Annotated in this window: 10 protein-coding genes; 8 read left to right on the top strand and 2 right to left on the bottom strand. The window is 74.5% G+C overall.

Annotated features, from left to right (window positions below; translation table 11 throughout):
- Window positions 1-33: 33 nt before the first annotated feature.
- The gene (locus MF406_RS17780; protein WP_242895927.1) at window positions 34-2,250 is read right to left on the bottom strand and encodes a cytochrome c oxidase assembly protein; all 2,217 of its coding nucleotides are present in this window, start codon (window positions 2,248-2,250) and stop codon (window positions 34-36) included.
- Window positions 2,251-2,680: 430 nt separating this feature from the next.
- On the opposite strand from MF406_RS17780, the gene MF406_RS17775 reads away from it, so the two are divergent.
- Both MF406_RS17775 and MF406_RS17770 read left to right on the top strand, forming a co-directional pair.
- Window positions 2,681-3,628 (top strand): hypothetical protein, encoded by a 948-nt coding sequence (locus MF406_RS17775; protein ID WP_242895926.1) that lies wholly within the window; start codon window positions 2,681-2,683, stop codon window positions 3,626-3,628.
- Between the two features lie 195 nt (window positions 3,629-3,823).
- The gene (locus tag MF406_RS17770) at window positions 3,824-5,083 is read left to right on the top strand and encodes a heparan-alpha-glucosaminide N-acetyltransferase domain-containing protein (RefSeq protein ID WP_256463912.1); all 1,260 of its coding nucleotides are present in this window, start codon (window positions 3,824-3,826) and stop codon (window positions 5,081-5,083) included.
- Window positions 5,084-5,213: 130 nt separating this feature from the next.
- On the opposite strand, the gene MF406_RS17765 is transcribed toward MF406_RS17770, so the two are convergent.
- The gene (locus tag MF406_RS17765; RefSeq protein ID WP_242895924.1) at window positions 5,214-6,188 is read right to left on the bottom strand and encodes a hypothetical protein; all 975 of its coding nucleotides are present in this window, start codon (window positions 6,186-6,188) and stop codon (window positions 5,214-5,216) included.
- A gap of 280 nt (window positions 6,189-6,468) precedes the next feature.
- Here MF406_RS17765 and MF406_RS17760 point away from each other — a divergent pair, with 280 nt between their 5' ends.
- The 6 genes from MF406_RS17760 (at window position 6,469) to MF406_RS17735 (ending at window position 12,312) form a co-directional block, all read left to right on the top strand.
- Entirely contained in the window at window positions 6,469-7,635 is a 1,167-nt protein-coding gene (locus MF406_RS17760; RefSeq protein WP_242895923.1) for a MoxR family ATPase, read from the top strand.
- Between the two features lie 176 nt (window positions 7,636-7,811).
- On the top strand, window positions 7,812-8,750 hold the full coding sequence (locus MF406_RS17755) for a DUF58 domain-containing protein (RefSeq protein ID WP_242895922.1): 939 nt from the start codon (window positions 7,812-7,814) through the stop codon (window positions 8,748-8,750).
- Complete coding sequence (locus tag MF406_RS17750; protein ID WP_242895921.1) at window positions 8,737-9,204, top strand: hypothetical protein; 468 nt, start codon at window positions 8,737-8,739, stop codon at window positions 9,202-9,204. Before MF406_RS17755 ends, MF406_RS17750 begins: the two co-directional genes overlap by 14 nt.
- Complete coding sequence (locus tag MF406_RS17745; protein ID WP_242895920.1) at window positions 9,201-10,205, top strand: hypothetical protein; 1,005 nt, start codon at window positions 9,201-9,203, stop codon at window positions 10,203-10,205. The genes MF406_RS17750 and MF406_RS17745 overlap by 4 nt, the downstream gene beginning before the upstream one ends.
- Window positions 10,202-11,437 (top strand): VWA domain-containing protein, encoded by a 1,236-nt coding sequence (locus MF406_RS17740; protein ID WP_242895919.1) that lies wholly within the window; start codon window positions 10,202-10,204, stop codon window positions 11,435-11,437. Before MF406_RS17745 ends, MF406_RS17740 begins: the two co-directional genes overlap by 4 nt.
- Window positions 11,434-12,312 carry a hypothetical protein gene (locus MF406_RS17735; RefSeq protein WP_242895918.1) on the top strand — a complete coding sequence of 293 codons (879 nt, stop codon included), beginning with the start codon at window positions 11,434-11,436 and terminating at the stop codon, window positions 12,310-12,312. Before MF406_RS17740 ends, MF406_RS17735 begins: the two co-directional genes overlap by 4 nt.
- The last annotated feature ends 2 nt before the right edge of the window (window positions 12,313-12,314 follow it).

Below are 12,314 nucleotides of genomic sequence, written 5' to 3'. Positions count from 1 at the left end.
GATGCCCACGACGACGGCGGCCTCGGGCCCCCGTCACCCCGGCCGGCGCTCCTCGCCCGAACCGGGTCCCGCCCCCTGCCCCGCGCGGGCGGCAAGCATCTCGTTGTAGGCCCGCAGCTCGGCGTCGTCGTCGCGGTCGGCCTTGCGGTCCAGGCGCCGGGCGGCCCGCTCGTCGTCCCGGGCCCAGGACAGTGCGACCGCGATCGCCAGGGCCAGGGTGGGGATCTCCCCGATGCCCCAGGTGATCGCCCCGCCCTTCTCCTGGTCGGCTAGCGCGTCCACCCCCCAGGACAGGCCCAACCACCCGAAGTAGTCGGCCGCCAGCAGCGTGCTCAGCGACAGGATGGAGATGCCGAAGAACGCGTGGAACGCCATCGTCCCGAGCAGCAGCACCAGGCGCAGCGGGTAGCTCGGCCGGGTGGGGCCGGGGTCGATCCCGATCAGCGCGTTGGCGAAGAGGTACCCGGCGAGGGTGAAGTGGACGATCATCAGCACGTGGCCCACGTGCGTGGTCAGGGCCAGCTCGAACAGCGGCGTGTAGTAGAAGACGACGAGTGAGCCGGCGAAGTTCACCGCGGCGACCACCGGGTGGGAGAAGAACCCCGCCCACCGGGACTGCACCAGGGCCAGCAGCCACTCCCGCGGCCCGCGCGAGCCGTCCCGCCGGCGGGGCAGCGCCCGCAGCGCCAGGGTGATCGGCGCGCCGAGGACGAGGAAGATCGGCACCACCATGACGAGCAGCATGTGCTCGATCATGTGCGCGCTGAACAGCACCGAGCCGTACACCCGCGGGCCGCCGTTGGTCACCCAGGCGAAGAGCAGCAGCCCGGCCACCCAGGCGACCGTCCGCGGCGCGGACCACGCGTCCCCCCGCCGGCGCAGCCGGACCATCCAGCGGAGGTAGACGACGACGCCCGCCACCCCCGCGGCCGCGGTCAGCGGGTCGAGCCGCCACTGGGTGAGGTATGTGGCCACCGTGGGGAAGGGCGGCTCGGGGGCATTGGAGAGCAGGAAGACCGGCGTCGGGTCGGCCACCGGGTCCTGAGGCACCGGCGGGGCGGAGGAGCCCAGCGCCACCGCGACGCCGACCACGGCGCCCATCAGGAGCACCTCCCCGCCGGCGAGCCGCCAGAAGCGCCGGCGGGCCGCGGCGCCGTCGGCCCCGGCCAGGGCGGGGATCACGGCCCGGCGGTGCATCCACCCGGCCAGCCCGAGCAGCGCCATCAGGACGATCTTGACCAGCAGCAGGCGGCCGTAGGGGTGGGTGAGGAGCTCGGCGGGGGAGGTCAGCCGGACGGCGGCGTTCGCGACGCCGGAGAAGGCGACGAGGACGAAGCACCACAGCGCCAGGGCGGAGTACCGCGCCACCACCGGGGCCAGGGCGGTCTCGGCGGCCGGCGCGGCCAGGCAGAGCACGGCCAGCCCGCCGACCCAGAGCGCGACGCCGGCGGCGTGCATCCACCAGGAGGACACAGCCAGCTCGTGGCTCGCCGCGCCGGCCGCGTGCCCGGTCAGGGCCACCGGCACCAGGGCGGCCAGGCCGAGGACGAGGGTCGTCAGGGCGGTGCCGTAGCCCGCGACGGCGACGGCGGCCAGCGGCACCAGGGCGGTCAGCAGCGTCGCCCACAGCAGGGTCTGGCCGAGAGGGATCTCGGTGAGGAACTGCGCCAGCTGCCGGCCGTAGTCGGGCCCGCCCAGGCCGGTGCCGGCGACGGAGGCGTGGGTGAGGAGCAGGTGGGCGAGCTGGGCCAGCGCCCAGCCGACGGCGGCCACCGCGCCGGTGCGGGCGGCGCGGGTCCAGGCGGCGCCGGAGCCCTTCGCTGCCGGGGCGGTCCCGGGCGCTGCACGATCGGCCCCAGATGCTGCACGGTCGGCCCCAGATGCTGCACGGTCGGCCCCAGATGCTGCACGGTCGGCCCCAGATGCTGCACGGTCGGCCCCAGGTGCTGCACGATCGGCCGCCGGCGCTGACGGCGCGGCCCCGGCCGCCGCCCGGCCGGCGCCGCGCCGCTCGGGGCGGGCCAGGACGAACGCGCAGAGCGCCGCCGCCCCCAGGGTCAGGGCGGCGCCGGCGTCGGTCAGGACGCGGACGACGGGCAGGCCCAGCCGCACCAGCGGGCCCGGGTCGAAGAGGGGGTGCGGCGCGGCGGCCCCGGTGAGGAGCAGCCCGCCGACGAGCGCCACCAGCGCCAGCGGCAGCGCCCCGGCCAGGTACCACCAGGTGGGGCGGGCCAGGGCTGGGGTGCGCACCCGTCCAGGGTAGGCGTCGGGGATGTCGCACCGGCAGCCGGCACCCGGGGCGCTCGAGCACGCGGCCCTGGCGTCCATGCTGGAAGCCGACAGCACGGCGTGTACGTGCCGGGACCGCCGTCGGCCATTCTCATCGAGTGGGAACCATCGGTCGCTTCGTAGAGCGCCGGACTGCCGCTCCTCTCAACTGTTGTAACGCCGACAGCGTTGTGGGCTACCGTGTGCGTAGGAGTAGATCCGCGGCCACAACATCAACGTGGGCCGTGATCAGATCTGCAAGACCCGGACCTCTCGAAGTCATGGATCGGAGACTCAGGTGATCTCGTCTACGAAGTTGCGCCTGGCTGCAGCAGTCGCGGCCCTGGTAGTAGCTCTCGCGGGTTGGTCCGTGGTCCACGCCCAGCCCGCTCCAGCTGCCTCCCCCACAGGGATGAGCTACATCCTCGTCCCCCACGCCGACGACGAGTTCCAGGCCTGGTCGCTGATCGAGAACTCCCCCGCCAACTACAAGGTCTTCATCTACGCCACCCGCAGCGAGGAGACTGGCTACTGCGACCCGGCCACGTATCCGAGCGGCTACCAGTCAGGCAAAGAGAAGGCGGCGAACCCCGTACCAACGGGCCGCTGGTCAGCCTCCTGCGAGAGCGCCCGCATGAACAGCCTCAAGGCGTTCTTCGCTCAGATGAGCGCCACGGACCCGACCATTCCAGGCTCCTTCGGCCCCCAGGTGACCAAGGGTCCTTTCCCTGCCAACGGCACACCCATCTGCCGAGAAGACAGTCTGCCGCCGGACGGCGTGTGCAACAGCACCGGCACCTCCCCGAGGGACAAGGTGGATACAACTGCCCGTGTCCTCGTCGACACCCAAGGCCGCGGCGCGATCGTCATGTTCAACCTCGGTGATGGCGACCTGACCGAGGCCGAGGCCGTCTGGGCGGTCAAGACGGTGCGCGACAACCGCGCTGCCCTGGGCCTGAACACCAGTCTGCCCAACTACAACCTGCTGGGCACCTTCGCAAACAGCACCACCTACGCCGACGGTTGCAAGGTCTATCCGCACAGCGACCACCGCTCAGTACACTTAGCGCTGTACAAGACGGACTTCAACATGAAGTATCAGTCAGCCGCTACCTGTGCTATGGACACCGATGTCACGCGCAGCAAGACGGTAACCGACGCCAGTGCCAACGCGGCCTGGAAGTACGATGTAAGCGGTACCGTAAGCACGGGCGCGCATAATAACAACTATGGCTGGCTGATGAACGTCAACCGTTCGGCTGAGAACAGCAACTCGGTTTGGCACTACCCGTTGTCCCGCACGACGCAGAAGGACATCTTCCACACGCATCAGTACTTCTGGACGAAGTTCGCGCACTGACCGACTGCACCTGGTCAACGGTCAGCAGGTGGGGCGCCGCTCCAACTGGGTGGGTGTTCTCACGCGGCGGGCCTGCCAGGGCGGGCGACCGCAGACTTCGGCCTGACCTCGTGTCGTCGTCGGCACCCGGTGCGCTTGTCCGGTTAGCCTCCATACTCGGGCACAGGAGAGCGCAGGGGAGGGGAGCCGAAGCACATGGGTGTCGTGGACCAGCAGCCGACGTCCCTGAGCGAGGGGGCGGACAGGCAGGTCCGCTCGTCGGCGGACAGCAGTGCCGTGTCGCTGTCGGCGGAACGACCTGCGACCCGGGCAGCGCCTCGCGCGGGCTCGAAGCGGCTGCAGAGCCTGGATGCCGTGCGGGGCGTCATGCTGATCGCCAGCGTCTCGGTCAACAGTCTGTGGGCGGCACCGGAGTGGTTCGAGCACGCGCCCTGGGACGGGGTGCACCCGCTCGATCTGATCTTCCCGGTGTTCGTCACCCTTACCGGCTGCGGGCTCGCCTTCGCCATGCACCGGCGCATCAACGTCCGCCCGTTGGTCCGGCGGGTGCTCGTCCTGCTGCTGGTCGGTCTGCTCTACAACGCTGTGACCGTCAACGCGTGGGACCCGGCCACCTGGCGCTTCAGCGGGGTGCTGCAGCTGTACGCCGTCGTCGTCGCGGTCATGACGCTGGGACATCTGCTGACCCGCTCCTGGCGAGGATGGGCGCTGCTCACCGCCGCCAGCGCCGGCGCCCACACGCTGCTGCTCGCCACCTGGGCGCGCGGCTGTCCCGGCGGTGCCCTGACGCTGGAGTGCAACCCCTCTGGTGCCCTCGACACCGCGCTGCTGACCCCGGCGCACATGTACGCCGGCGGCCTTCTCGGCCATGACCCGGAGGGTGTCGTCGCCATCAGCGGAGCACTCGTCTCCGCCGCCGCCGGAGCCACCGTTGGCCATCTCCTGCTCAGCCTCCGCTCCCGCCAGACGCCCGAGCGTCCCTGGCGCGGCGGGGCGGTGGCCACGGTGAGCCTCGGGGCGCTCGGCGTCGGCCTGGTGGGGGCCGCGCTGCTGCTGGTGCAGCTGCCGGCCTGGCTGGGTGGGTCGCCGCTGCCGGTGATGAAGCGGTTGTGGACCGCGCCCTTCGCGCTGGAGGTCGCCGCCGGGGTGGTCCTCGCGCTGCTGGTGGCCCATCTCCTCCTCGACCGCCCCGCACTGCCGCGCCCGCTGCGGGCGGTGAGTTGGCCGCTGATCGCGCTGGGTCGCAACAGCCTGCTGGTCTACTTCGGCTCCCACGTGGTCATGGCCCTGCTGATGCGTCCTCCCGCGCCTGGTGAGCCCGGGCTCGCCGAGCAGCTCGGCCACGACATCGCCATCGCCGGGCACCCACAGGTCACCTGGACGGTGCTGGCGGTGCTGGCCTGGATGGCGCTGGCCTGCCTGCTGCATCAGCGCCGCATATACCTGCGCCCCTGAGCCCGCCTACGCAGGCCGCAACAGAAGGAACGGACGGTCAGCGGGGCAGCCAAGGGCACGCGCAGCGAGCGTCGTCACGAGGCGCACAGTTCGGCCACGAGGAGACCCCGCTGTCCGTAGGCAGCAGGTCTCAGTGCTGGTGACTGAGCCAGAAGGACTGGTGACTGTGGAACAGTTCCGCCTGCCCCTCCTCGTCGAGCAGGTAGTAGGGGTTGTAGAGCCAGCCGTAGTTCCTGACGTGCGCCCCCAGGCGCTCCTGGTCGGGTCCCAGCTGCCAGGCGGCATGGACGCTCGCCGGGCTCAGCGTGCGCGACCAGCGCGCGCGAGGGTCGCTGGCGCAGGTCGCACCGGCCTGGTAGCGCGCGCCGAAGTCGACGTGCAGCACCGCCTCGTGCACCGCCCGGTGGTCGGGGTGCGGGTAGCTCTTGCAGTCCGGCAGGCCCTCGTTCCAGAAGATGGCCAGCACGTCATGGTCGACCGCGGTGGTGTTCAGCCCCAGCTCAGCTCGGTGCCCCTGAACCGTGCGCACCGCCCAGGCCACCTCCTCGGCGGTCAGGTCGCCGTCGCCAAGATTGAACTGCACGACGGCGCCGCGGCCCTCCGTGTCCAGCAGCACCCGGGCGCCCGCGTCGCGGAGGTCCTGCGGCGTGCAGGCCGCGGAGCCGGCGTCTTCCAGGGTGTCGCGCCGGCACAGGTCGGTCCCCTCCGCCGGGAAGGGGCCGACGGTGCGGGGCGCCTCGAACCTGCCGGGGATGCTGGGATCGCTCCGGGACATCTGGGTCAGGAAGCCGACGAAGCTGGCCAGCCGCGCCTGCTCGCACTCGCTGCTCCAGCGTCCCTGCGGCGCCGGGGTGGCTGCCGGCTCCAGGTCTGGCTGCCAGCCGCTGCCGGTGTAGGTCGCGGGCTCGCAGTAGCCGGACTGCTCGCTACGGGTCGCGAGGATGAAAACCTTGTAGCGCTGTGGTGTGTGCTCCAGCAACGACCACACCTGCGCCTCGTCGTCGGCGTGCGGCAGCACGACGTAGCTGACCCCGGTGATGTCCCCCTGGTCCTCGGCTGGAACTGGCTCGGGTCGGTGCAGCAGAAGGCCCGCCGCAGCAGCCACAACGGCCAGCGTCACGGCTGCGACGACCAGGCGCCCCACCCTGGCCGTGCCCTGCTCCTTCCCGTCGACGCGCAGATGCCGGGACCACGGCAGGGCTCGCCGACGGTGCGGTGCAACCTCCCCTGTACTGTGCTGACCTTGCCCGTCCACAATCCCGACGGTACGGCCACTGACAGTGACATCTGCGCAAGGAACCGGGACGTCTCCGCGGAGGACCGGTGCGCTCGAGCCGCCGTCGCTGACATAGGCTGCGGACCTACCCTGCGAGGCTGGGGGCACGATGAGCACACCCACGGGCGGGCCCGGGGCGCCGTCGGGCGCGACGGTGCGGCCCGGTGCCGGGGACGGGCGGGTCCGGACCGCGCCAACCCCGGCCGACGTCGACGTCGGCCCGGCCGAGGACGACGCTGGCGTCACCCCACCCGAGGGCAGCGCCATCCCCGACGAGGACGGCCTGGGCAGCGGCACGATCACGCCGGCCGAGCTCGACCGCGCCGGGGCGCTGCTGCGCCGGGTCCGGCAGGTCTTCGCCCAGCGCGTCGTCGGCCAGGACGGGCTGCGCACCGCGCTGCTCACCACGCTGCTGGCCGGCGGGCACGTGCTGCTGGAGTCGGTGCCCGGCCTGGCCAAGACCACCGCCGCGCAGACCCTGGCCGGCGCGGTCTCGGCGAGCTTCCACCGCATCCAGTGCACCCCGGACCTGATGCCCAACGACATCGTCGGCACCCAGATCTACAACTACGCCACCGGGGAGTTCACCACCCAGCTCGGGCCGGTGCACGCCAACTTCGTGCTGCTGGACGAGATCAACCGCTCCTCCGCCAAGACCCAGTCGGCGATGCTCGAGGCGATGCAGGAGCAGCAGACCTCCATCGGCGGGGAGATCTATCCCGTTCCGCGCCCGTTCATGGTGCTCGCCACCCAGAACCCCATCGAGGAGGAGGGCACCTACGTCCTGCCCGAGGCCCAGATGGACCGCTTCCTCCTCAAGGAGGTGGTCTCCTACCCCACCCCGCACGAGGAGGTGGAGATCCTCGAGCGCACCTCCACCGGCGCCCTCACCGCCCCGGCCACCGCCCGGTCGATCTCCCTCGCCGACGTGCGCCTGCTGCAGAACCTGGTCGGCCGGGTCTACGTGGACACCTCGATCAAGCGGTACATCGTCGCCCTGGTCAGCACCAGCCGCGGTGGCGGGCCGCGCCCGCTGCCCGGCTGGGGCGACCACGTGCGGGTGGGCGCCTCGCCCCGCGGCGGGATCGCGCTGATGCGGGTGGCGCAGGCGGTGGCCCTGCAGGAGGGCCGCGCCTACGTCGTGCCCGACGACGTCAAGCAGCTCCGGCACGCCGTCCTGCGCCACCGGCTGGTCCGCAGCTACGACGCCCTGGCGAACAACGTCGCCCCCGAGTCCCTGATCGACGCCGTCTTCGCCGCCGTCCCGGCCCCCTGATGCCCCGCCTGCCACTGCGCCGCCCGCCGACCGCCCGGTCGGCGAGGTCCCCGGCGCCCGGCCCGGGGACGTCGGGGGAGCCCGGCCCCGCGCCGGCGCCCGGTGCGTCGACGGCGACGGCGCCCGGGCCGGGAACGCCGACGGCGTCCGGCCGGTCCGTGGGACCCGGCCCGGCCATGGGGCCCGGCCCGGCCGCGGCGCCCGGCCCGACGGCGCCCCCCGCCCCCGCCGCGTCCGCCGCGTCCCGCCTGGCCCGGGTCCGCGCCCGGCTGGACCTGCCCACCGTCCGCCGCGCCGCCGGCCTGCTCGAGGGCCGCCACCGCTCCGTCTTCACCGGCCGCGGCCAGGACTTCGACGACCAGGTCGAGTACCGCCCCGGCGACGACGTCACCGACATCGACTGGAAGTCCTCCGCCCGCGCCGGCACCCCGATCATCCGCCGGTTCGTGCGCGAGTCGAACCTCGCCGTCGTGCTGGCCGTGGACACCGGCCGGACCATGGCCGCCACCGCCGCGGGCGGGGAGCCCAAGCCCGAGGTCGCGCTCGCCGTCGCCGACGTCGTGGCCTACCTGGCCCGGGCCCGCGGGGACCTCGTCGGGCTGGTCGCCGGCGACGCCGGGCGCCTGGTCCAGCTGCCCGCCCGGCACGGCACCGCCCACCTGGAGACCCTGCTCCGCACCCTCGAGCGCGCCCTGGCCCTGCCCGCCCCGCCCTCGGACCTGGGCCGCGTGCTCGACCGGGTGCTGACCTGGTCCACCCGCCGCTGCCTCGTCGTCGTCATCACCGACGACGCCCGGCCCGAGCCCGCGCACGAGGACGCGCTGCGCCGGCTGCGCGCCCGGCACGAGGTGATGGTGGTCGCCGTCGCCGACGCCCTGCCCACCGCCCCGGGCATCGGCCCCACCGCCGACGTCGACGGCCCGGTCCTGCCCGCGTACCTGCGCGCCGACCCCGACCTGCACGCCGAGGCCCGCGCGGCCGCCGCCGACCGGACCGCGCGGGTGCGGGCGATGCTGCGCCGCCGCGGCGTGGAGCAGGTCAGCGTCGCCGGCACCGACGACGTCGTGGACGCCCTGGTGGACCTGCTGCGGAGGCAGCGCCGTGCCCGCCGGTGAGGCCCTGCCGCCGGAGGCCTACGCCTGGTGGGTGCCGGCGCTCGGCGTCGCGCTGCTGGCCGCGGTGGCCCTGTGGTCCCTCTGGGTCCGCCGCCGCACGCGCCCGGCCGCCGCCGGCCCGGCGCCGGCCGGCCCCGCGCCGACGGTGCCCGCCGGGGTGCTGCGGGCCCGGTACACCGCCGAGGTCGAGGCGCACCACGCCGCCTACCGCGCCGGGACCCTGGACCTGCGCGCCCTGCACCTCGCGCTCGCCCGCACCATGCGGGACTTCGCCTCCGCCCGGACCGGCCGGGACGTGCGCGCCTGGACCCGGGCGGACGTGGCCGGCTACGACCCCACCCGCCGGCTCGGCTCGCTGCTGGCGGTGTGGGAGGAGCCGGCGTTCGCGCGCCGCTCCGACGCCGAGGCCGCCGCCTCGGTCGCCGGCGCCCGGGAGGTGATCGCCCGGTGGTGAGCCCCTGGCTGGTGCCCGCCGTGCTGCTCGCCGTCGTCGGCGCCGCCGTCGCCGGCTGGCTGCGCCGCGGCCGCCCCGCCCCACGGGCCTGGGTGGCCAACTCCGCCTTCCTCGCCGCCCTGCCCGGCTTCCGCCGCCGGCTGCGGCGGCTGCGGACCGGGCTGGGCGCGGCGGCCGGCGCACTCGCCGTCGTCGCGGTCGCGACGGCGGTGCTCGCCGCCCGCCCGGTGGACCGGGACGTGCGGGCCGAGGCCCTGGCCACCCGGGACATCGTGCTGTGCCTGGACGTCTCCGGGTCGATGATCGAGCTCGACAGCCAGATCGTGCGCACCTTCGGCGAGCTCGTCGACTCCTTCGCCGGCGAGCGGATCGCGCTGAACGTGTGGAACAACACCACCCGCACCGTCTTCCCGCTCACCGACGACTACCCGCTGGTCCGGGCCGAGCTCGACGAGGCCGCCGAGACGCTGAACTTCGACCTGGACGCCTGGTTCTACGACGCCGAGGCGGTGGCCCGGCTGGAGGAGTTCCTCACCGGCACCGTCTCCCTGGACAGCGAGGCCTCCTCCCTGGTCGGGGACGGGCTGGCCACCTGCGCGCTGAGCTTCGACGAGGCCGACGCCGACCGGTCCCGCTCGATCATCCTGGCCACCGACAACCTCGTCCTGGGCGCCCCGATCTACACCCTGCCGGCGGCGCACGCCCTGGCCGCCGAGCGGGACATCACCGTGCACGCCCTGTACGCCTCGCTGGCCGACGCCGACTCCGCGGCCGCCCGCGCCGAGCTCGCCCGGGTGGTCACCGGCGGCGGCGGGCTCTTCCTCGAGGCCGACGACCCGGCCGCCGTCGCCGGCCTGATCGAGGAGATCAACGCCCAGCAGGCGGTGGACCTGGACGCCAACCCCGAGGTCGTCCTCACCGACCGCCCCGACCGGTGGTTCGGCTGGCTGGTCGCCGGCCTCGGCGCCCTGCTCGTGCTGCTCTGGCGGGTGCGCGGATGATCCTCCGCCTGGTGTGGCCGCTGTGGGCGCTGGCCGTCGTGCTCGGCCCGCTGCTCCTGCTGTGCGGGTGGGCCTGGTGGCAGGCCCGGCGCGGCGGGGACGACGGCGGGCCGTGGCTGCGGCGGGCCGCGATGGTGCTCGCCACGCTCGTCATCGGCCTGGCCCCCGCCGTCCCGGCCGAGACCGTCCGGGTGGCCACCGACGCCGAGGTGTTCTTCGTGGTGGACCGCACCGGGTCGATGGCCGCGGAGGACCACGACGGCGGCCGGCCCCGGCTGGCCGGGGTGCGCGAGGACCTGGTCGGGCTCCTGGAGGCGCTGCCCGGCGCCCGGTACTCGGTCATCGCCTTCGACTCCCAGGCCAGCCGGCAGCTGCCGCTGACCTCCGACGCCCGGGCCGTGCGCAGCTGGGCCGAGACGCTGCGCCAGGAGATCACCGGCTACTCCGCCGGCTCCAGCGTGGAGCGGCCGCTGACCGCGCTGACCACGGCGCTGACCGGCGCGGCCGAGCGCAACCCGGCCCACGTGCGGATCGTCTTCTTCCTCTCCGACGGGGAGAACACCGCCGGTGCGGGCGGTGGTGCGGGTTCCGGTGCCGGTTCGGGTGCCGACAGCGTCCGGGCGGACGCGGACGTCGTCGGTACGGACACCGACGGCGTCCGTGCCGCTTTCCGCCCCAACGGTCGTACGGACCCCAACGTCGATCTCGCCGACGGCGGCGGCACGGGTGCCGACGCCGCTGCCGCCGCCGGTGCCCGGCAGGCGAGCGCCGACAGCGGCCCGCCTGTCGGCGGCTACGCCGCCCTCGCGCCGCTCGTCGACGCCGGCGCCGTGCTCGGCTACGGCACCGCCGACGGCGGCCGGATGCGCAGCTACGACGGCACCGACGCCACCGGCCCCGGCACCTCCGCCCCCTACATCACCGACCAGACCCAGCCCGGCAACCCGCCGGCCGTCTCCCGCCTCGACGAGACCGCCCTGCGCCGCCTCGCCGCGGACCTCGGCGTCGACTACGCCCACCGCACCGGCCGGACCGGCGTGGAGGGCCTGGTTGCCGGGATCGACGTGGAGCAGATCGCCGCCGACGGCCGCCGGGTGACGACCACCTACCGGGACGTGTACTGGCCGGCCGCCGTCGTCCTCGCCGCCCTGGTGGCGTGGGAGGCGTACCACCAGGCCCGGTCCTGGCGCCGGCTGCGCGAGCAGGTGCCGCGCGCGGAGGTGCCGGCATGACCCTGCTGCGCCCCCTCGGCCCGCCGCCCGGGCCCCCAGCCGTGCCGGACCCGGCCCCGGCGGCCGGCCGGCCCGAGCACCTGCGCCGCCGGCGCCGGCTGCTCGCCCTCTCGGCGCCGGCGGTCCTCCTCGCGCTGCTGGCCGCGACCCTGCTGATCGGGGTCACGCTGGGCAACCTGCACGCCCGCGCCGCCCTGGACCGAGGCGACCCGCTGACCGCCGCCCAGCGGTACGAGGGCCAGCAGCGGTTCACCCCGGTGCTCATCGAGCCGTGGAAGGCGTGGTTCAACGCCGGCACGGCCTACCTGGCCGCGGGGGAGCACTTCGCCGCCGTCGAGCAGCTCCGGCAGGCCTGGGACCGGGTGCCGGCGGGCACCACCGACCGGGACGGGCGGCCCGACCCGGGCACCGCCGAGTGCCGGGTGCGGACCAACCTGTCCCTGGCGCTGGAGGCGATGGGCGACGACGCCCGCGCGGGCGCCGACCCGGGTATGGCGGTGGCGTACTACACCGAGGCGATGGAGGTCATCGGCGCGTGCACCTCCGACGGGCGGTCTCCTGCCGACGGCGGGCAGCAGCAGCCCCCGGACGATCCGGGGTCGCCGTCGGGCGGCACGGAGCAGGACGCCACCGAGCAGCGCCAGCGGGGCAAGGCGGAGGGCGCCGAGCGGGAGCGCGCCGCCGAGCAGCAGCAGCGTGGGGGGCAGGACCCGGGGGCGGAGGGGCAGGACGGGTCCGGCGACGTTGTCCCCGGCCCGGGTCAGGGCGACCCGCGCCAGCGCCAGCTGGAGGAGCGCAACCGGGAGGCCGAGCGGGACCGGCAGGAGCAGGAGCAGCGGTCGGGCGGGGGGTCGGGCAGCGGCAAGAACTGGTGACA

This window comes from Georgenia sp. TF02-10 (assembly GCF_022759505.1).
Classification (GTDB): Bacteria; Actinomycetota; Actinomycetes; order Actinomycetales; family Actinomycetaceae; genus TF02-10.
The sequence above is the reverse complement of the archived record's forward strand: the minus strand, read 5'-3'. Positions and strand labels throughout refer to the sequence as shown.